Genomic DNA, 19,289 nt, shown 5'->3' on the forward strand with positions numbered 1-19,289 from the left:
CGGGCCTGAACAGCACTCTGCGACCGGTGACCGGGTACCTCCCGGTCACCGGTCGCAGGCATTCCCAATGTGCAAATCCGGCAGGCCTTACCCACTGGCAGTCGCAGGATCAGTGGTGGGCGGCCCCTGCCGCCAGCAACGGAGCCAGGAGGTCAACGGCTTCCTCCCAGCGGAAGCGGTCGGCACCGCCGCCGGACTTCGGGCGGTGAGGCTCGTAGCTGCCGACCAGAACACCCATCTCGCGCAGCTCTGCGAGGCTCCGCTGGTACGCGCGATGGGCCGCAAGGGCGGTGTTCACGTAGGGCAGGACGGCGGTGGGGATGCCCATGCCCGGAGCCTCGCAGAGGATGCCGAGGGCGAGGTTGTCCGCGAAGCCGGCCGCCCACTTGTTGACCGTGTTGAAGGTGGCCGGGGCTACGGCGACCGCATCGGCGGGCGGGAAGGACCGTGCGTCGCCGGGCGCGCGCCAGGCGGAGCGGACGGGGTAACCCGTCCGCTCCTCGATCTCGGATACGTCGAGGAAGGGAAGCCCCTGCGGGGTGGCGACGACCCCGACGTCCCAGCTCCGCTCGTGCGCGGCATCGATCAGCTTGCCGACGTCGCCCGCGATCCCGGCTGCGCAGACGACGACGTACAGGAAGGGCTTGCGCTGCGGCTCGGTCACGCGGGTACTCCCAGTCGGCGGCTGAAGTGGTGGAGCTCTGGCAGCGTACGCCGACGGTCGCGCGCCGCCATGTCGGCGACCAGGTCCCGGACGGCTGGGCGTCGCACGTCCTGGGCTGCGCAGGTCTCCGCGATCCGCAGGGCCTGGTAGCCGTCGGCGAGGCGGCCCTGCTCCGCGTAGGCACGGGCGGCTTCCACCCATAGGGCGGCCCGGCGCTCGGGAACCGGGATGTGCCGGCGCATGAGCGGACGGGCGATGTCGATGGCGACGCCCGCGTCGCCGAAGGACACGGCCGCGCTGACCTCGTGGAGGGCCACGTTGGTGGGGCTGAAGTTGGCCCAGGCGTCGGGGTGGTCCAGGGCGACGTACTTCGCCACCTCCTTGGCCTCGGCCAGGAACTCTGCGGTGGCAGCGCGGTCCCCGGCCCTGCTGGCAGCCGTAACTCCGCGCAGTAGCAGCAACCCGAGCACGGAGAGGTGGTGGTGGGGCTGCCGGTCGTACGCACCGGTGAGTTGTGAGGCCGTGTGCTTGATCAGCGTGACGGCCTGGCCGGCGTGCTGTTCGCGGACCAGGACGTGCGCGTGGAGGCGGACGCTGGCGGCGAGGACGAGTGGATCACCTGAGCGTTCGGCCTCGGCCATCGCGCGCCCGACGGCGAGCCACGCCGTGCCGGGGTCTCCCTGCTTGAGCAGGAGGCTGGCCGAGGTCTGGTAGGCCGTGGCCAGGAAGCGAGGAAGCTCCTCGGCCTGCGGGGAGTCGGCGATGCAGTGCCGAAGATCGGCGATCAGGCCGGGAAGAGTCCGCTCCAACTCCGCGTAGTCGCAAGTGCTCCAGAGGCGCCGGATGGCCGTGGCCCGATTTCGCAGTTGCCCGGACTCCGGCGCTTCCGTCGTCGGAGTCGTCGGCATCCCGGGCAGGAGCGCCTGGACGAGCGCGGGGTGCGCAGCCGTCGGCGCGACCGAGGCTGTGAGCGCGGTGACGCTGGCGGCAAGGAGGGTACGGCGGCGCAGCATTTCTTCTGTCTCCGGGTCGTGGGGATCGGCTTCCGGGGCGGCCTCCGCCAGACCGAGTCGGGCCGGAGGAATGCGCAGGATGCGGGCGACGTCGCGCAGGACGCGGATGTCGTCCGTTCCGCGTCCGCCCTCCAGCCGGCTGATCTTCGACTGGTGATACCCCAGCTCGCCGGCCACGTCCGCTTGTGAGCGGCCCTGTAAGACCCGAGCCCGGCGGATCAGTTCACCGATCCGGTACACCTCGCCCTGCGTGTCGACCATCTCCGCCACGGCCCCTTCTGCCGAGACCGATCCTGCCTGCTCAACCGAGCCTAGCTGCAACGAACTTGCCCGCCATGCACAACGTGCATGAACGATGCAGGGGCTGCGCGGCCCGTCGCGAGGCCGCCTCCTGACCCGCTTGCCTGGTGGAACCGCACCCCTCCAGGAGGCTGCTCATGGAAGTGCACGAGGTCACGCTGGCCGTCACGAGTACGCCCGAGGGCGCCGCTCGTGCCCGGCACCAGGTGATGAACGAGATCAGGGGCTGGCGCACGGTCATCGGCACCGACGGCATGTGCGTGGCAGAGGTCGTGGCCGGCGAACTGCTGGCGAACGCCGTTCAGCACACGGGAAACGAAGCTGCTTCCGTAACCGCTCGCCTGCTCGGGAGCCGACTGCGCTTCGAGGTCCGCGACCGGAGTTCCGTCCTCCCCCACGCACGCCCACCCCGTACGGACACCGAGGACGGCCGCGGGCTGCTGATCATCGACGCCCTCGCCGACCGGCACGGCGTAGACCACAGCGCCGGCGGCAAGTCCTGCTGGGCCGAGCTCGATCTGTCCGTACCCACCTCGGTCACGCCATCCATCACGCAACCTCCCCTGCAAAGGAGTTGAACGCATGGCACCCCATCGAGCTCTTGCGACGAGCGCGGAGGTGATCGCCGTACGTCCGGGGAGTCCCCTCTCCGGTTCGGTCACCGTCGACGGCTCCAAGAACGCCGCCCTGCCGCTGCTGGCCGCCGCAGCAGCCGTGCGCCGGACCATCCAGCTGGAGAACGTCCCCGCCAGCGCCGACGTCCACTGGATGCTCACCTTGATCCAAGGGGCGGGCTGGCACGTCGCCCGAGCTGTGGGACGGCCCGACAGCGTGGTGATCATGGCCCCTGACGCCGTACCCGCGGAACCCGACCTGGCCCCGGCCGCACGGATCCGCGCGTCGTACTACCTGGTGCCCGCACTCTTCGCCCTACAGGGGAACGCCCGGCTGCCCTGGCCGGGGGGATGCCGGATCGGGGAGCGCGGCATGGACCTGCACTTCAAGGTGTACGAGGCGTTCGGTGACCGTGTCGCCGTCCATGACGAGGGCTATGACGTCGCGGCCGGTCGACCCGCCACCGGAACGGTCTCCCACACGTTGCCGTTCCGGTCGCGCGGTGCGACGGTCGTCGCCGTCCTGCGTGCGGTCGTCGCGGGCCGTGCGCTGCGCCTCGGTCGGCCGAACCTGTCGCCGGAAGTCCTCGCCGTGCTGGACGCCCTGCGCTCGGCGGGATGGGAGGCCCGAGCCGGCGAACAGGTCCTGGACCTGAGCCCGGCAGCGGCATCACCGGCCGAGGCTCCGGCTTGGCGCGTTCCAGGCGACAAGATCGAGGCAGGCACCCTGGCCTGCGCCGTCGCCGCCACCGGTGGGACCGCGCGCATCGAGGGCGTCCAAGGTCGGGATGTGGTGCCGTTGCAGGCAGCCTTGCAGCGGCTGGGCATCCCCACCTCGGTACGGGAAGACGTCCTCCTGGTCGACGGGAGCGCCGCCCGGCCCACGGGTCGTCCCCTTCGCGCCATCGCCACACTCGCCACCGGCGGCCTGGACGCCGATTTCGAACCTCCCCTGATGGCACTGGCTCTCGGCCAGCCCGGGACACACCTGTTCGCCGACTCCATCAACCCCGGCCGCCACGGGAACCTGCTACCCCAGTTGGCTCGGCTCGGCGCGAAGATCGAGGAGATCTCCCCCACCGAATGCCGGCTGACCGGCCCGCAACGCCTCACCGGAGCCGGGGTAGAGGCCACCGACATCCGCACCGGCTCCGCGCTCATGGTCGCCGCCCTGACCGCCCGCGGCATCACCACCCTCGGCGGAGTCGACCAGCTCCGCCGCGGCCACGCCGACCTGCCCGGCAAGCTCCTCCACCTCGGCGCCGACATCTGCGAGGTCGCGCCATGACCACGGCCCGTTCCCTAGGACAGATCATGGCCACCACCGACGTCCACTCCGCCCTCGGCGCCGATGGCCCGCTGCTCGGGCACCTCCACCAGGCGCGCACAGACAGCCTGCTGGTGGACTGCGGTGACTTCTTCGAGGGCACCGGGTACTACCGCCTCGGCCGGGGCTCGCTCGAACGGGACATCCTGCTCGCCCTGTACGACGTCGTCGCTCCCGGGAACCACGGCTGGCCGCACTACTTCGAGCCCGCCCTCCACCGGCGGACCGTATGCGCGAACGTCGTCGAGGACTCCACCGGCAACGCGCTCTTCCGACGTCTGCGCATCGTGGACATCGCGGGCCGAAGGACGGCCGTCACGGCCGTGATCGGCCAGCAGGCATTCAAGTCGATCCCGGTCGGACAGCGGTCCGGCCACCGCGTCACCGATCCAGTCCACGCCCTGCGCGAGCTGATGCTCGCGCGCCACCACGAGGTCGACTCCTGGGTCCTCCTCAGCCACTCCGGCTTCGAGCAGGACCTCCAGCTCGCCGAGGCGTGCCCCTTCCTCGACGTGGTCTTCGCCGGCCACTGCCACAGCGAACACACGGGACCCGAACGGGTCGGCAGCACCATCGTGCTCAAGGGCCAGGAACTCGCCGTCGGCTACGCAGTCGCCGAGCGCTCCCCCGAAGGCTGGGTCGGACGGACCGCCCATTTCCCCGACGCCTCGAGATCCGTCCTACCGACCGAGTTGGCCTCCGTCCGTCAACAGATCGCCTCCATCGACGCACAGCTGGCCGAGCCGCTGGGCCGTCTCGTCGCGCCCTATCGGAACAGGCCGCTCGACCGCCACGCTCTGCTCCGCGAACTGGCCGACCGGCTGCGCAGCGGACTGGGTAGCGAGGCCGTCGTCCTCAACGAGACCGCCGTGCGCACGACGCTGCTCGGCGAAGTCCTCACCGCCGGAGATCTGCTGGCCATCGAGCCGTTCGACAACAGCCTGGTCGAGGCCCAGGTCGCGCCAGCCTTCCGTAACGACCCCGCTGCACTGCTGACCCACCTCACCGAGCCGGCGGGACCCCTGATCACCTCCCCCGATCCGCTTCCCGCCGGCCTGGCGAGCGTGCTGACCACCGACTACCTCGCCGACACCTGTCTCGGCAGCCGAGCCCAGCCCTCGGGCCTCAGCCTCGGCTCGGCGATCCGGAGCATCCTGACCAACGGAGACGACCAGTGATCCTCACCGGGCACGAGATCACCTCCGCCTCGAAGGACGGACGGCTGCGCATCTCCCCCTTCACGCCGACCCAGGTCAACCCGAACAGCTACAACGTCCGCCTGGGCGGGACCCTGCTCACTTACACCGACCAGGTACTCGACACCCACCGCCCGAACCCCACCCGCCGCACAGAGATCGGCGACGACGGCCACGTCCTGCAGGCCGGCGAGCTGTATCTCGGCCACACCCTGGAGGAGGTGGGATCCGACCTCTTCGTCCCCCTGCTCTTCGGTCGCTCCTCCGTCGGCCGGCTGGGGCTGTTCGTCGAGATCACCGCACCCATCGGCGACATCGGCTTCCACGGCCAGTGGACGCTGATGCTCACCCCGACCCGCCCCGTGCGCGTCTACGCCGGGATGAAGATCGGGCAGATCATGTTCTTCGTCTCCGAGGGCGCCATCGACCTGTACGAGGGCAAGTACCAGGCGGCCTCCGGGCCCCAGCCTTCCGCGTACTGGCGTGACCTCGACGCCACGGCGGTGACCCCGTGATCCTCACCGGACCAGCCATTGCCGCCGCCCGCGAGGCGGGCCGCATCACCATCGACCCGTACGACCCGAACCGCCTGTCCCCCAACGCGTACGACTGGCGCCTGGGCAGCACGCTCCGCGTCTGCGAGGGCGACCTCGACGCCGCCAGTCCCACCGCCTTCTCCGAACTCACCCTCCCCGACGACGGCTACGTCCTGGAGCCGGGCCACCTCTACCTCGGACACACCCTGGAGCGGACCGGCTCCGAGACGTACGCCCAACTCCTCAACGGCGACCGGACCACCGGCTCCCTCGGCATCTGGGTCCACGTCTCCGCGCCGCTCGGGCACCAGGGCCATGCGATCCGCTGGACCCTGGAGATCCGAGCCACCCGCCCCGTACGCGTCCGGCCCGGCATGACCTTCGGCAAGCTCGTCTTCCTCCGCACCCACGGCTCCCCCGCCAGCTACCAGCAGCACGGCCTCAAGTACCGCACCAGCGAGGGCATCGAGACATCACGCCTTTACGAGGAGAACCCTGGAGGCCGCCGGTGAACCGCGTTGTCGCCACCGCCCTCGACCTGCCGTTCCCCAGCCCCGGCGGGAGCGTCGAACTCTTCCTCGACCTCTACGCCGGCACCCAGCCCGCCATCCCCTCCCGCGCCTTCATGCTCGCCCCCGACGGCCCCCGACCCCGCACCCCGGCCGGCATCGACCTGCTGCACGCCGCCGGCAAATGCCTCGACGGCCACGCCTTCAGCCGGTACGTCACCAACCTGCGCCACGCCATGACGGCCGCCATCGACCCGCACCAGATCAGCGTGCTGCACCTGCACCACCTGGCCTTCGGCGCCACCCCCGCTCTCCTGCGCGCCCTGCCCGCACACCCCCGGATCGCCTTCGTCCACGGCACCGACCTCCTGCACGCCGAGAACCACACCACGCAGCTACGCGTTCTCCGCGAGACCGCCTCCGCTGCCGACGCGATCGTCGTCCCCACCGGCGCCATGGCCGACCGCCTGCTCAAGCTCGCCCCCAAGACGGACAGGCGCAAGATCGAGAAGATCCCCTGGGGCATCCCCGACCACCTCCTCACCGGCCCACCGCCCCGGCCCGCCCGACGGCCCACCAGCCACCTGCGGATCCTCTTCGCAGGCCGCCTCAGTTCCGAGAAGGGCCTCGAACCCCTCCTCCAAGCCGTCGCGGCCACCCGCTCGGTCGAGCTGAGCATCGCCGCCCCGCGCGCCCAGTTCCTCGACCTCGCCCCGGTCATCCGCCAGCTCGGCGTCCACGTCCGCTACCTCGGCTGGTTCCGCCGCCCCCAACTCTGGGAGGCCTTCGCCGACCACGACGTGCTCGCCGTGCCTTCCACCACCCTGGAGGCCATGGGCCTCGTCGCCCTCGAAGCCCAGGCCTGCGGACTCCCCGTCCTCTACCAACCCGTTCCCGGACTCAGCGAAGCCCTCTCCGGCACCGGACTGGCCACCGACTTCACCAACCCCACCACCGCCGCCCACGACCTCCACCGCCTGCGCGCCACTCCGGGCCTCCAGGAGATGCTCCGCGCATCCGGCCGCACCAACGCCGCCCGCTTCCCCCTCAGCGCCACCGCCACGGCCATCGCCGACCTCGGCCGGCAGCTCGCCTGACACCACCCGTGGCGCAGCCGGCACCGCCCCGGCCGCGTCACTAACCTGTCCAACGGACCACCCGCGGGCCCACGACGATCGGGAGACCATGACCCACACCACCGACCGGATCGAAGACCTCCTCCAGACCGGTGTCCGCGACGAGGTCTACCCCGGCGCGGTGTGGGCGGTCGGGAACGCCGACGGCATCGAGGCCAGCGGAGCCGTCGGCCTCCTCGACCCCGACCACCCGGACGAGCCGATGCGGCTGGACACCGTCTTCGACGTGGCCAGCCTCACCAAGGTCCTCGCCGTCTGGTCCACGATCGGCACCCTGGTCGAAGAGGGAAAGCTCCAGCTCCACACCCCGCTGGGCACCTTCTGGGACGAAGTCGCAGGCCACCCCCTAGCCCGGGCCACGGCCCACCACCTGCTCACGCACACCGCCGGCCTGCCGCTGCGCGCCAACCTGAAGAACCTCTACGGCACCGACCCCCAGGACATCCGCGACGGCGTCCTCCACGAGGCCCTCCACCGCCCGCCAGGCGAAGCCGTCGAATACACCGACCGAGCCGCCCTCGTCCTCGGCTACCTCGCCGAGCACCTCTCTGGCCAGCCCCTGGACCAGCTCGCCACCGACTGCATCTGGCACCCCCTGGGCATGACCCAAACCCGCTTCGGCCCGCTCCCCGATGCCGAGGCAGTCCGCTGCGCCCCCACCGAGTACGACGAGACCACCGGCACCCACCTCAAGGGCACCGCCCACGACTTCTCCGCCCGCCTCCTCGACGGCGTCTGCGGCATCGCCGGCACCTTCTCGGCCCTCGACGACCTCACCCGCTTCCTCCGCCACATGCTCAAGCCCACTCCGGCCGCCTTCGGACCCAGCTGGATCAAGGAGTCCCTCCGCATCCAAACAGGCGGCCTCACCCCAGCCCGCGGCCTCTTCTGGCACCCCACCCCCGGCACCGACCCCGCTGAGGACATCTGGGTCCACTACGGCTTCACTGGCACCGGCATGTGGATCAGCCCAGCCCGGAGCAGCTGGGCTGTCCTGCTCACCAACAAGGTCTACTTCACCCGCGACCGCGGACCATTGACCGAGATCCGGAACAGGTTCAGAGCCACTCTGTTCGCCTAGCCAAGTCCCTTGGCGCGCCGCGCTACGGTGCCCCGCAACATAATCACGACGATGCCGAACGACGTAGCCGAGCAATGCCTTGCGGGTCCAGGTACAGCAGCACCGAACCTCCCACTCGAGGCTGGTCAGCGACCGAGCGCAACGGCCAGGAAGGCCGCGGTGATCGCCGGTAGCAACATGACAATGGCGTACCGCACGCAGCGGTTCTTGGCTCTGGCGATCCTGCTGGTCTCCCTCAGCGCACGGAGTAGCCGGGGCTGTGGATCTGAGCCGTCCCGCCTGAGCCCAGCCGACAAGTCGGCGCGCGTCTCTGCACGCACCACGTCTTCGTAGTATGCGAGGAGGCCGTGCCTCTCGCTGGCTCTCGCCCCACGCCGCGGGGCGAGAGCCAGGAGCAGGAAGACCAACGCCCCGGTCGTGGTGGCCGCTGCCGTCCACCACAAAGGGACGGCCCACAAGACATCGAGGGGACGCCGTACGAGAAGGAGCCCGAAGAGTGTTCCCCCAGTAGCCAGAAGAATGGCTGCCTTGCCGTCAGCCCGGCCGATCTCCAAATAGTTCTGCGCGATGAGTTCTCGCGACAGAACGACCACGTGGTCCGCGCCCGAAGCAGGGCGTTCAGGCCGGGTTCTCAATTGGGCGAGGCGAGACGCTAGAGCCCACATCACGGCGCCCCTCCGTGGAAGCCGTTTATGCCGCTGTGCGGTACACCCGCGTCACCGATCCTGCGCAAGACCTCATCGCCCTGGGGTACGCCGACTTCGCTGAGGAGGCGCGCCAGGTTCACCCCGACGAAGCCCCGGTCCTCCTTCGTCAGTCCCTGGAGCGTTGCGGCCAGCGTCCGCTCCCATCCGTCCCGCTCGGTGAGCAGCTTGTCGTGCGCGACCGTCCAGTCGAGCACCTCTCTGGCCTGGTCGGGATGGTGGAGCAGCCAGAGCGCCGCCAGGCCGACCGGCCCACCAGCCACCACCTCGCGGTAGAAGCGGTACGCCTCGCGATGGGCCTCGCCGAAGCCCGGCGGAAGGAGGAGCTCGGCAGGATGGTTCGAAGCCGGTAGGAGGCCGGCTGGAGGGTCCAGGAACCAGTAGGTCAGGCCCGCCCCGTCGATGTTCCGCGGCTGACCGGGGGGCTCGACCTGAGCGGTCCCGTACAGGGTCGGCGGCTGTCGAAAGGGATCAGAAGCACCCGGCAGTCCGGCACTTCCACGGATGGCCTGGTCGATCAGCCGACGCGCGGCGTCCTCCGTCAGACCGCTGCGTGCCGCGACCACCGGATTGCTGACGTTCCAGGCGACTTCGTAGCGCGCTCGCGAAGGCGTTGATGTCGCAGGACCCCGGCGTGTCACCTCCACCACGGTCCGGCGTTCTGCCAGCGAGACCCACCCGATCGAGTCGAACTCCCTTCGGAAGGCCGCCCCGATCGACGGTCGGGGGTATCCCCAGATGTCTCCGCCCCGGGGCGGCTCGAGGCGGTCCGCTTCCTGATCCGAGAGGAAGACGAGCGCGCGGTCCGAAGACGATCCGAACCGTTGCCGCAGCAGCAGCCGAACTGGTGAAGACCTGACCGACGTAAACAGTGGCCTGCTCATGACGCACTCCTCCTTCGCGATGTGTTCGTGTGATCTCGGTGGCGCCCCAGTAAGAAGCGGATGACTCCCCGACGATGGCGAGCGGTACGGGAGAGCTCGCTTACCACGAGGTCGAAGGCGGTCCTCTGGAACATGTCGGGGTCGGCTTCGACCCGCCCAAGCCCTTGGGCCACCGCTTCGTACGTGGCCGGGTCGTCAAGACCCAGCACGACGAGGGCAAAACCCTGAGCCGGGTGGCACTCCAGAATGCGGGCCAGGCTCATCCGGACCGCACCCGGTGTACCCGGCTGAGGGAACGTCGAGAGGGACATGGAGTGGATCACGTGCACCGCCAGCGTGTGACGTGGTGTTCCCTGGCCGTCTCCCAGCCACCTCGTCACCGCCGCCAGGACCTCGATGTGGTTCGCCTGCTCGGTGAGGAGGGCGCCCAGCGCGAAGGAGACGGCGGAACGCAGTTTCGCGTCCAACTCGGGAGAGGAGCCACCGAGGACGTTGTCCAGGAGTTTGAGTGCCGCGGCCGGCCGGGCGAGACCGTAGCTGCCCCCGCAGGTCTCGGCGACCGTGCAGCGGAGAACTACGGATGACCGGCTGCTCCACCGACGCATCTGCTCCTTGACCACACCGGAAACCAAGGGGTACTGGACGAGCTCTCCCAACGCCACCGCGACCAGCCGTCGGCGCCAGCGGTCCTCCGAGGAGGCGAATCGGTCCAGCTGAGTCAGCACGCCGGGGCCGGTGGCATGCGCGAGCACCCGGCCGATCGCCTTTCCAGCTGCCAGATCGAGGCCCGGCTGATAGTTCAGCTGCTCCAGAGCTCCCCACAGCGCCGCCGGCATGCCTTCGAAGTCCAGCCAAAGGTGGCGAAGAAGTGTCGCCGAGCGGTGCCTGCCCGAGAAGACGATCGGCTGCACCGGGTATCGAAACCGGTCCGCGGGAGAACTGCGTGGTGTCTCCGGGCGTGCACCGATGGCTTCGAGCCGGTCTTCGAACGAGGGGCCGAGGATATCCGGCAACTGATCGTCCGGGGCCTGGCTCTGCCCCGTCTGGGCAGCACGTGCACCGAGCAATGGCCGCATCGCGGTGGCGAACTGCTCGATCACCGTGCGGTCCTGTCCCGGGAGCAGAGCGACGGCCGCCATCAAGGAGACCTTGTCGGCACTGTGCCGAGCCTGAGCGAGCGCGGACCGGGCGGCGGCCTCGGTGCCGGTCAGGAGTTCCTCGAGCACGGACCCGATCGGTGCCGACGTCTTCGCGGCCTGCCGCAACCCCTCCGCCAGGTCGACGGCGTCACCGGGCAGTGGATGGGTCGAGAGGTAGTCAGTGGACTCGGGGGAGGCCAGGTGCTCCAGTGCGGCGTCGAGTTGCGGGCTATCGAGCCCCCCTTTGGCAGCCACCAGCCGTAGTCGCCTCTCTGCGACCTCGTGCGGTCCGGGTGCGGCATGTGCTTCTTCCCACCGGCTGGCGTCTGGCGGCAACCGGGCATCCTGCGCCATGGTGACGACCAGGTGAGCCCCGGCGCCGTGCAAAGCCTCGGCCAGGCCCGTCAGCCGCACTTCGTCGAGCGCCCAGGCCGAAGCCGCCGGCAACCCCTGTAGGAGGTACCCGCGGCTGGCCTTCGGCCGCCATGCCGACAGATCCGCCATCGCATCCAGGCCCGTGACACCGTCCTCGCCGTGCCTTTCAGCAAGAAGGGCGAACGCCGCCGTGCCGGCGCCCGTTCCGGCCCTCGCCCTGAGCAGCACGATCCGGCTGTCCAGCGCCTTCCGGCAGCGTACGTACGACGGCGGTTCGACGAATCCGTGCAGCCGGTCGCGCACCTCCTCCGCCGGATAAGGCCCCTCGCGCAGGCGCGGTTTGAGGATTCCCTCGATGGCTTCGTCGTTCGACGCGGCGATGTGCAGGAAGTTGAAGTCGCCTCCCACGTTCCCCATCAACGCAACTCCGCTGTCCACCCGTTGGTGGCCCTCACGGAGGGAGCCCTGTTGCCCGGTCCCCGGTCCAGACGGATCGGACTGATCGGCGTCCGGTTGGTCGTCCGGCTCGGCGGCCGGTCCAGGTCCGGCGTTCACCGGTGGTCCCCGTCACCGGTCCGCTTGTCACCCGCAACGTTGTCTCCGCTGCCCCAGTGCTGGTTGGTACCGCGGTACGTGGTCGCGGGCGCGGTATAGGTGAAGTCACGACCGACGTTGCCCATCACTGCGGCTCCTTCCCCGACGTGCTGGGAGTTCCCGCGGTACTCCGTTCCGGAACCCTTGTCCGGTGCCACGGCGGGCGCAGTCGGCACCGCGCCTATAGTTTCCTCACGCGGCTGGATGCCCGCCCGCACGAGGTTCCCGGAGGGCGAAGGAACGTACAGCCAGGCCCGCTGCGAGAAGTTCTTGCCTTCGACGGTGGCGGACACTTCGACACACCGGTCGGGGTGGAGCCCCGTGTAGGCGCCCAGCACGACGTCTTCGTAGACCCGTTCCGAGACGATTGCGGCGAGGTGAGTCACCTCCTCGCTTGCCGCGGCGAGGATCGCCTTGACCGGACGCGAGTCCAGGAGCCGGTGCATGTCGTTGCGGGCCGTACCGTTGCCGTCCCCGGGCTCGCCCCCGTCGGGCAGCGGGCCGACGTGGATGCTGGCCCGGAGCCTGATCCGCGGACCGACGGCCTGCCGGTTGTACGAACCGAGCACGTCGTCCAGAACGCCCAGGAACGGCCAGAGCACGAAGGGCAGGTGCACCGGATCGAACCCGAAGACGACGCCGTCCCCCGTATTGGCGGGAAAGCGCTGGGCATCGCGCAGCTGGTGCAGGCCGGCCCGCTCCAGGGCCTGGTCCACCAGCTGGGGAATGAGCTGGCTGACCGGGCCGTGTTGAGCGGCCGGCAGGCCGGTGAAGTCCTTCGCGTCAACGGCGAACAGGGCGCGGTAGGGCGGGAGCGGTCGGCTTTCGGCGTACGGGACAGGCATGGGTACAGACATGCGGGATCTCCTCACGGATGGTCCGGTAAGCAGCCGTAGTCGGGCTGCTTCGAGGTTCCATCCGCGCCGCTCCACCGAGTGCACAGTGCTGGGCGCACAGGATGTGTCCCGGGTCACAGGCTGCCGTCCTCAGTCGGCCGCCGCCCAGCGCTTCAGGGCTTCCACGTCCCTGATGACGATCACCCGCCGCGCCGTTTCGACCAGCCCGACGGCCCGCAGCTGCCCCAACCCGCTGATGACCGCATTGCGTGTGACACCGATCGCCTGCGCGACCTCTTCCTGGTTCAGTCCCGTTAGCCGGACGGGGCTGCTCCCGGGCATCTGATCAGTGAGCACGGCCAGCCTCAGCAGCGTGCGCGCCAGTCGCACGACCAGGGGCATGGTCTGCAGTTCACCTCGGTGGAGGTCTGACTCACGCATCCTGGCGAGTGCCTGGCGCATCAGATGGATGACCAGTCCGCGTTCCTCGACAAACCGCACGAAGCGCTCGGCGTCCAGGACGACCGCAACACAGGGCGTTAAGGCGACAACGTCTGCCGTGCGTGAAGTTCCATTGAAGACCGAGACCTCGCCAAGGAGGTCCCCCGGCCCTCGGAACGCGAGCCAGGTCTTGGCACCGTTGGGCTCTCGGCACACCACTTTGGCTAACCCGGAGGTGAGGGCCAGGAGGTGTGTCCCGGGCGAACCTTGCCGCAGCATCACGCTGCGCTCCGGAAACATCCTGGTCACGCCTTGACTGCGCAGGTCACGCCAGACTTCATCGGACAGCACGTGTCGCCTTCCCGTCACGCCCACACCGGTGCACATCGGACCCACGAGTTCTACGCCGATGTGTCAGGCGGCATCGACGATCAAGTGACGTTGGCCGAAAGCAATCGTGAAGGTCCAGCTCAGCTCGCCGCTCGAACGCAGGGGCCGGTGCCTGCTCTTGGTAAAGGCCGACAACGGCTCGTCGTAGCCCATCGGTGACCCGCCGTGCTTCTCGATGGGGGATCTCGGGCCGCGTGCCAAAGCTCTCCAGATCAAACCATGCACCGCACCGCCATCGGGGCGGCCAGGTGAGTCTGTTCATGACGGACCACCTACGGCGCCGGACCACGACTAGTGACCGAATCGATCGCTCAGCAGTTGTCTGGAGGTGGGGATCCAAGAGAGGCGCATTGGCGTGCCGGCACCGCGAGACGCCAATGCGCGGAAGGTGATGGTGGCCCAGCGCAGCCGAGACACGGCGCCGGAGCTCGCCTTGCGGCGTGCCCTGCACGCATTGGGCTTCCGATACCGCGTGAACCTGCCCATCCCTGGGATGCCGCGGCGCCGTGCCGACGTCACCTTCACTAGGTGGCGGACCGCAGTGTTCGTCCAAGGCTGTTTTTGGCACGCGTGCCAAAAACACCTACACGCGCCGAACCACAACTCCGAGTGGTGGAGCCAGAAACTTCAGGGCAACGTTCTCCGGGACGAGGAGACCGACGCACATCTCTTACTCCTGGGCTGGCTGCCGCTGCGCATCTGGGAGCACGAAAGCGTAGATGGTGCTGTTGGCAAAGTAACGGCAACCCTCGCCGCTCGTGACCATCCCCTGGCCCTGCGGCTGCAGATCGAAAAGAACACGAAGTACCCGTCCTGCATCAGGAAGGATGAGAATCGCCCAGCAGCTGGCCACCGGTCGTCCGCGGCTGACCGGTGGACGTGACACCGTCCGCACCTTGGCGAATCCCCTCACACGCCTCCAGCAGCAGCCCACCTGCGGAGGACCACGAGAACGGTGGAGCTGCCCATCTTCCTGAGTGCCGGGACGGCTACTGCGAGGAGACTGATGCCCGCCTCTCCCTATCGGGCTGTTCATCGCTCCGCATCTAGGAACACGGAGCGTTGAAGACGCCTTCGCCAGAGTGACAACGCTACTGGCTTACCACGGCCATCCCCGCGCAATCCGTATCGGCGGGGGACAGAAGCGATCGGGCCGGGCGACCCAGAGGCTCACCATGGCCGTCTCCGGGCGCATCATGGAACCAGGACTCCTGGGCGATCCGCTCGAACGGCCCGGAATCACTTGCGGGCTGTGAGCTCGGCGAGGAGGGCCACAACCGTGGCGGCTCCCACGACAGCGGCACCAGCCTCTGGTGCGTACAGAGCCAGGACTGTGACGATCACACCGACCAGCAGAAGGACAGCAACACGCACACTTGCGGGTTCCATGGACATTCGCCTTCCGTACGGGAGAGAACGGGGATGTGCATCCAGCGTGTGTCCCTCACCGAAGACCTTGACGACCTGAGACGCCACCTGACAGCTTCGGCCAAAATTCCCCGCCGCCCGACATGATCTCGGCCGAGAATCGCAGATCTCGTGCATACCTGTCGGCCCGTCTGATTGACAGGATCTGACACAGGCCGACAAGGGGGAATCGCATGGCGGGTGTCCCGTCTTGGAGGAAGCCGGACCTACACGGGCGCCCCGTGCTCAAGAGGCTCAACGACGGCCTGCACGATCTACGACTGGACGCTGGGCTCCCGTCTGCACGAAGCATCCGCGACCGGATCGGGAAGGACGCGCAGGACTATTGGATCGTGAACCACCAGGCGGTGCTGGACACCTTCCAGAGGCCGGACCTCCCCAAGCTTGGCCGTCTGGAGCTCATCGTCGCCGTCCTGTCTGAGGACGCGGGTCGCGACGACCCCGACGGCGAAGTCAAACGGTTCAAGGGGCTATGGAAGCAGGCGTACGACGAGACGGTCGCGCAAGCATCCGTGCAGCCACCGACCGAAGCCGCCGCTTCGGGCGTCAGCGACGAAGCGAGAATCCCCACCGATCCTGTGGATGCACCTGCACAAGAGGCCGAAGAAGCGCATCAGCAAGGCACATCAGCCGATGAGGAGACGCCTCCTGACGTCGACGAAGCGGCTGCACGCGTCAACTACGCGGAGGAGTCCCTGAAGGGGTTGATCATCAACGCGGCGCAGGCCCTATGGGATGACAAGGATGCGTTGCGGGTCTTCCTCGGCATCGTGCGTCGCAGTGAGGGGTTCGTCAGGATGGCTGACGCAGTGTCCGAGCGCCGGCCGGCGAACGCAACATTCTACGGAGTCAGGAGCAGGGAGTTCGAGGTTGATCCTTCTCCGGCACGACACGAGCTTGTCATGCTGCACCGCCTTCTCAACGAACGCAGGATGAAGCTCGGCCTGTCGTTCACCGAGTTGGGGAATCGGACTGCTGTCTCGTCTGACGAATGGATCCGTTGGTATACACACAAGGAACTACCACGTCGTGACGCGATCGTGGCCTTCTCTCACGTAGCACGCTTGACGCTTGAAGACCACGTCCTCCTGCTCGGCCTTTGGGACGCTGCCCATGAAGCACTGGAGGCGCAGCGTCGCTTCGATGCTCTGCCGACACGGATCAGCTTCGAAGAGGCGTGGTCAATGCGAGAGTCGGCGACCCCGCGGACATGGGTGCTCGCGGGCGTCGCGGGGGAAGAGCAACGAGTCTGCGGCCCTGACCTGGCGACCGGAACTGCGCCGGCTTTCGTCGTGACAGGACCGCCGGGATCTGGACGATCGACTGCGCTGATGAACATCGCACTCTCGCTGCTCGCCGCTGGCACCCGCGTCGCGCTGGCTGCACCCAAAGCATCCCCAATGCGAGAACTGGCTGACCGAAGCGACGTATTGGCTTGCTGGGTGAGCGACGAACTCGGGAGCGAAGATCTGGAGGAGGTTCTGGCGTCGGCGTCCCCCGATGAACCGGTCGTCGTGCTGATCGACGACGCGGACGTCCTCGCCGAGTGCGAAGCGAGGCGTCTACTCGAGAGCCTGGTGCAGCACGGATTTCAGGAGGGTACGGCCCTGGTCGCGGCCCTCCGCGAAGACACACGCCATCTCCGCCTCGGCTGGCTCGGAGAAACGGTGAAAGCCCATCGTGGCCTTCTGTTGTCCCCGCAGGAACGGAGCACCGGCGATGTGATAGGCGTCAGGGTCGGCGACTCCGTCATCGGCCGGCCCATCGCCCCGGGCCGGGGCTGGCTACATCTCGGCGACGGCAAGCTAGTGGCTGTGGCCGTGCCGGGGTGATGCCGTGGCTTCGCCTGCTCGGCTCCACCTCGGCTGAACCGCAGCTTCTGGATCGCACGGCCTTCCACGGGGTCATACGGCTCCAGCGGGGCACACCGCGGCTGCGGGGCCCCGAGGGCAGGGGCCGACCAACGTCCCACCTTGGTACGGTCAGGGGTGTTCAGCGGTCCTCCACGATGAAGCACGCCCGTTCGTAGAGTTCGTCGAAGGTGATGACTTCGACGTCCTGAATCGACCGCCTGTACTGCTCGAAGGAGGTGATCTTCTCCGGGTTCGCCGCACCGCGCTCGGTGAACTCGCTGAGGGTTCCGATCACCAACACCTGTCGGGGGCGGGCGGTGGAGATTTCAATGTCGGTCGGGGCACCGTCGTCCTGGTAGAGCCTGTGTAGTTGGCCTGTGACCAGTCGTAGAGCCTTGTGGGCAGTTTTCTGCACCTGCGCCACGGCACCAACGACCTCCTTGGAGACCTGGTAGACGTCCGGAGGCCGGTACGGCGCACTGGCCAGCAAGGGGGTCATGTGGGTCTTGATCTCGCAGAGCAGCAGGCTACTGATGAAGCCCTTGGAACGCATGACGGCGTCACTACGCTTTCCCGCCCCAGTGAAGATGTTGGCGCCAGTCGTGATGCGCTCCAGTTTGCCGTCGTCGAGGGGTTCGCAGGCGACGAGGTTGAGGCCATACCCGAAGATCCATGGGTTCTCCTCGAAGAAGCTCTGCCAGACCGCCTCCGGCCCTGCCAGCTGGCCGCGCTCCTGCTCGAAGAACTCGGGGTCAGCCAGCAGATTCTTGAACCGCTGGAGTTGCGACTTGCGGTTACTGATTCGGCGAATGTCCTCATCAGTGAGGGTGCCACCGATGGCGGTCCTGACGGCTTCGAGGAGCGTCCTGCGGTCCTGGTCAGCGAGCAGGCGGGCCAACTCGGCCTCGTCGCCGACTGCCAGCCGTCGTCTGCCTCCCGGGATGTTCTCCAACCCCACACAGTTCTGTACGAAGCAGATGACCTTCCAAAAGTTCTCGTGGACATCGCTGGTGTCTACGAGCGCCTTGACGATCTGAGTGGTCTCGGTGCCGGGTATGACCTCCATGACCGCTGCCCTCGCGGCCTTGGCCTTGTCCTTCTTCCACAGTTTGATCCTCGGCGAGAGGACACCGTCCTTGTTGATGAGGGTGACGTTGCAGAGTGTTGCCACCAGCGGCCGGTCGTCGAGGAGGAAGTCAGTGACCATCCGCCCCGTGTGGGTGTCGTAGAAGTAGGAGAATCCGTCGCCTCGGACTTCAAGGTCGGCGAAGTCCTGGCGTGTGACATCGAATTCTGTCGACGGGAAGCTGATGCGGAAGCCACGAACGACCTGGGGATCGGGCTGGGCCGTACGGCTGCTCCAGTCCTGCGGGATGGCTGGGAGCGGCCCTATGTCGCCCTCGACCACGAGGGACTGGACATCTGCGCGGCGGAGGCGCGTGAGCACGGCTTGCAGCCGCTGCCAGATCGCGTCAGTGACCGGTTTGGCGAACGCAGGCAGAAGCACGGAATCCACCATGAGGACAGCTTCGTACGTATCGGCCGTCCAACCATCACCAGGCATAGGGTGGTAGAAGCCACCGTCACGGCGCAGCGTCAGAACTGCCGGGCGGAGCAGGTCTCGGGCGGCTTCCTCTCCGTCACGATCGAGGAGGCTGTACGTCTGCCCGAGAACGAGGTCGAGTTTGCCGGTGTCGTCGTCATCAAGGGGAAGCGAGACCAGCGGGCCGGTGGCCTGCGTGGGGACCGGCGTGTAAACGGGCCGGCCCGAGAGGAACTCGAAGGCTCGGAGGGCCCAGCCGTCGGGTCCAAGGAGGTGGTTCAGCCTCTCGGCACGTTGGGACGAGTGGTCGACATCGGGCTGTGCTTCTGGATGGACGAGCCGCGCCAGGAAGGCGAGAAGCACCTCGTCGGGACCGTCCAGGAGTTGGAAGCGAGGATCTTCGAAGATCCAGTCGTCGAGCCAGTCCAACGGATTGTTGACTCGGTGCTGGACGATGTCGTCACGCGCCGTCGTGAACCTGGAGTCTGTCGACAGCAAGCTATCCAGGTCGTACAGGCTCTCCAGGAAGTCGATCTCGTCGAGCCGTCCCCACCAGGGGCCGCCCTCGCCATGCAGATAGTCAAAGATGCCGCGTCGCGTCACCGACGTGATCCTCGGCTTACTACGCGGCGTAGGGAAGGGTTCGGACTGAGTCATGCACCCAGGATGGACGTTCTTCGGTCCACCACGGGGGCTGTTGGAGACTCTTGAACCTCATGACTTCAA

18 protein-coding genes are annotated in these 19,289 nt (G+C 68.1%); 9 read left to right on the top strand and 9 right to left on the bottom strand.

The genetic code is table 11. The features are described from left to right. Nucleotides 1–109: 109 nt before the first annotated feature. Both ACFY8U_RS05300 and ACFY8U_RS05305 read right to left on the bottom strand, forming a co-directional pair. Nucleotides 110–664 (bottom strand): flavoprotein, encoded by a 555-nt coding sequence (locus tag ACFY8U_RS05300; protein ID WP_389565820.1) that lies wholly within the window; start codon nt 662–664, stop codon nt 110–112. After that, nucleotides 661–1,938 (bottom strand): helix-turn-helix domain-containing protein, encoded by a 1,278-nt coding sequence (locus ACFY8U_RS05305; protein ID WP_389565823.1) that lies wholly within the window; start codon nt 1,936–1,938, stop codon nt 661–663. The genes ACFY8U_RS05300 and ACFY8U_RS05305 overlap by 4 nt, the downstream gene beginning before the upstream one ends. 176 nt (nt 1,939–2,114) lie before the next feature. On the opposite strand from ACFY8U_RS05305, the gene ACFY8U_RS05310 reads away from it, so the two are divergent. The 7 genes from ACFY8U_RS05310 (at nt 2,115) to ACFY8U_RS05340 (ending at nt 8,376) form a co-directional block, all read left to right on the top strand. Next, nucleotides 2,115–2,555: an ATP-binding protein gene (locus ACFY8U_RS05310; protein WP_389565825.1), complete on the top strand. Its 441-nt coding sequence runs from the start codon at nt 2,115–2,117 to the stop codon at nt 2,553–2,555. A gap of 4 nt (nt 2,556–2,559) precedes the next feature. After that, nucleotides 2,560–3,879: a UDP-N-acetylglucosamine 1-carboxyvinyltransferase gene (locus ACFY8U_RS05315; RefSeq protein WP_389565828.1), complete on the top strand. Its 1,320-nt coding sequence runs from the start codon at nt 2,560–2,562 to the stop codon at nt 3,877–3,879. After that, complete coding sequence (locus ACFY8U_RS05320) at nt 3,876–5,096, top strand: metallophosphoesterase (RefSeq protein WP_389565831.1); 1,221 nt, start codon at nt 3,876–3,878, stop codon at nt 5,094–5,096. The genes ACFY8U_RS05315 and ACFY8U_RS05320 overlap by 4 nt, the downstream gene beginning before the upstream one ends. Next, nucleotides 5,093–5,629, top strand: coding sequence for a dCTP deaminase (gene dcd, locus ACFY8U_RS05325; protein WP_389565833.1), 537 nt, complete (start codon nt 5,093–5,095; stop codon nt 5,627–5,629). The genes ACFY8U_RS05320 and dcd overlap by 4 nt, the downstream gene beginning before the upstream one ends. After that, nucleotides 5,626–6,162: a deoxycytidine triphosphate deaminase gene (locus ACFY8U_RS05330; RefSeq protein WP_389565836.1), complete on the top strand. Its 537-nt coding sequence runs from the start codon at nt 5,626–5,628 to the stop codon at nt 6,160–6,162. Before dcd ends, ACFY8U_RS05330 begins: the two co-directional genes overlap by 4 nt. Beyond that, complete coding sequence (locus ACFY8U_RS05335) at nt 6,159–7,256, top strand: glycosyltransferase family 4 protein (RefSeq protein ID WP_389565838.1); 1,098 nt, start codon at nt 6,159–6,161, stop codon at nt 7,254–7,256. Before ACFY8U_RS05330 ends, ACFY8U_RS05335 begins: the two co-directional genes overlap by 4 nt. Nucleotides 7,257–7,344: 88 nt before the next feature. Beyond that, nucleotides 7,345–8,376, top strand: a complete 1,032-nt coding sequence (locus ACFY8U_RS05340; protein WP_389565839.1) for a serine hydrolase domain-containing protein — start codon at nt 7,345–7,347, stop codon at nt 8,374–8,376. A gap of 125 nt (nt 8,377–8,501) precedes the next feature. On the opposite strand, the gene ACFY8U_RS05345 is transcribed toward ACFY8U_RS05340, so the two are convergent. From ACFY8U_RS05345 to ACFY8U_RS05370, 6 genes are all read right to left on the bottom strand, one after another. Next, a complete protein-coding gene (locus ACFY8U_RS05345; protein ID WP_389566187.1) occupies nt 8,502–9,041 on the bottom strand; it encodes a Pycsar system effector family protein in 540 nt (179 codons plus the stop codon). Beyond that, the gene (locus ACFY8U_RS05350) at nt 9,041–9,964 is read right to left on the bottom strand and encodes a hypothetical protein (RefSeq protein WP_389565840.1); all 924 of its coding nucleotides are present in this window, start codon (nt 9,962–9,964) and stop codon (nt 9,041–9,043) included. Before ACFY8U_RS05350 ends, ACFY8U_RS05345 begins: the two co-directional genes overlap by 1 nt. Continuing rightward, on the bottom strand, nt 9,961–11,895 hold the full coding sequence (locus ACFY8U_RS05355; protein ID WP_389565842.1) for a hypothetical protein: 1,935 nt from the start codon (nt 11,893–11,895) through the stop codon (nt 9,961–9,963). The genes ACFY8U_RS05350 and ACFY8U_RS05355 overlap by 4 nt, the downstream gene beginning before the upstream one ends. A gap of 134 nt (nt 11,896–12,029) precedes the next feature. Beyond that, nucleotides 12,030–12,929 (bottom strand): hypothetical protein, encoded by a 900-nt coding sequence (locus ACFY8U_RS05360; protein WP_389565844.1) that lies wholly within the window; start codon nt 12,927–12,929, stop codon nt 12,030–12,032. 129 nt (nt 12,930–13,058) lie between these two features. Next, nucleotides 13,059–13,700, bottom strand: a complete 642-nt coding sequence (locus tag ACFY8U_RS05365; RefSeq protein WP_389565846.1) for a Crp/Fnr family transcriptional regulator — start codon at nt 13,698–13,700, stop codon at nt 13,059–13,061. A 63-nt stretch (nt 13,701–13,763) separates the two neighbouring features. Further along, nucleotides 13,764–13,892, bottom strand: coding sequence for a hypothetical protein (locus ACFY8U_RS05370; protein WP_389565849.1), 129 nt, complete (start codon nt 13,890–13,892; stop codon nt 13,764–13,766). Nucleotides 13,893–14,094: 202 nt separating this feature from the next. Between ACFY8U_RS05370 and vsr the strand changes: the two genes are divergently transcribed. Next, nucleotides 14,095–14,622, top strand: coding sequence for a DNA mismatch endonuclease Vsr (gene vsr / locus ACFY8U_RS05375; protein ID WP_389565852.1), 528 nt, complete (start codon nt 14,095–14,097; stop codon nt 14,620–14,622). A gap of 766 nt (nt 14,623–15,388) precedes the next feature. After that, nucleotides 15,389–16,999 (top strand): AAA family ATPase, encoded by a 1,611-nt coding sequence (locus ACFY8U_RS05380; RefSeq protein WP_389565854.1) that lies wholly within the window; start codon nt 15,389–15,391, stop codon nt 16,997–16,999. A gap of 160 nt (nt 17,000–17,159) precedes the next feature. On the opposite strand, the gene ACFY8U_RS05385 is transcribed toward ACFY8U_RS05380, so the two are convergent. Continuing rightward, nucleotides 17,160–19,220 (bottom strand): Shedu anti-phage system protein SduA domain-containing protein, encoded by a 2,061-nt coding sequence (locus tag ACFY8U_RS05385; protein WP_389565856.1) that lies wholly within the window; start codon nt 19,218–19,220, stop codon nt 17,160–17,162. Nucleotides 19,221–19,289: the final 69 nt, after the last annotated feature.

Origin of the sequence: Streptomyces sp. NPDC012508 (genome assembly GCF_042902595.1) — a bacterium.
Taxonomy (GTDB): domain Bacteria; phylum Actinomycetota; class Actinomycetes; order Streptomycetales; family Streptomycetaceae; genus Streptomyces.

Bases quoted from the DNA above. Each gene is read 5' to 3' on its own strand.
- ACFY8U_RS05305 (WP_389565823.1), bottom strand. From the start codon at position 1,938: ATGGTCGACACGCAGGGCGAGGTGTACCGGATCGGTGAACTGATCCGC.
- ACFY8U_RS05310 (WP_389565825.1), top strand. From the start codon at position 2,115: ATGGAAGTGCACGAGGTCACGCTGGCCGTCACGAGTACGCCCGAGGGC.
- ACFY8U_RS05315 (WP_389565828.1), top strand. From the start codon at position 2,560: ATGGCACCCCATCGAGCTCTTGCGACGAGCGCGGAGGTGATCGCCGTA.
- ACFY8U_RS05320 (WP_389565831.1), top strand. From the start codon at position 3,876: ATGACCACGGCCCGTTCCCTAGGACAGATCATGGCCACCACCGACGTC.
- ACFY8U_RS05340 (WP_389565839.1), top strand. From the start codon at position 7,345: ATGACCCACACCACCGACCGGATCGAAGACCTCCTCCAGACCGGTGTC.
- ACFY8U_RS05345 (WP_389566187.1), bottom strand. From the start codon at position 9,041: ATGTGGGCTCTAGCGTCTCGCCTCGCCCAATTGAGAACCCGGCCTGAA.
- ACFY8U_RS05350 (WP_389565840.1), bottom strand. From the start codon at position 9,964: ATGAGCAGGCCACTGTTTACGTCGGTCAGGTCTTCACCAGTTCGGCTG.
- ACFY8U_RS05355 (WP_389565842.1), bottom strand. From the start codon at position 11,895: ATGGGGAACGTGGGAGGCGACTTCAACTTCCTGCACATCGCCGCGTCG.
- ACFY8U_RS05360 (WP_389565844.1), bottom strand. From the start codon at position 12,929: ATGTCTGTACCCATGCCTGTCCCGTACGCCGAAAGCCGACCGCTCCCG.
- ACFY8U_RS05370 (WP_389565849.1), bottom strand. From the start codon at position 13,892: ATGGGCTACGACGAGCCGTTGTCGGCCTTTACCAAGAGCAGGCACCGG.
- ACFY8U_RS05385 (WP_389565856.1), bottom strand. From the start codon at position 19,220: ATGACTCAGTCCGAACCCTTCCCTACGCCGCGTAGTAAGCCGAGGATC.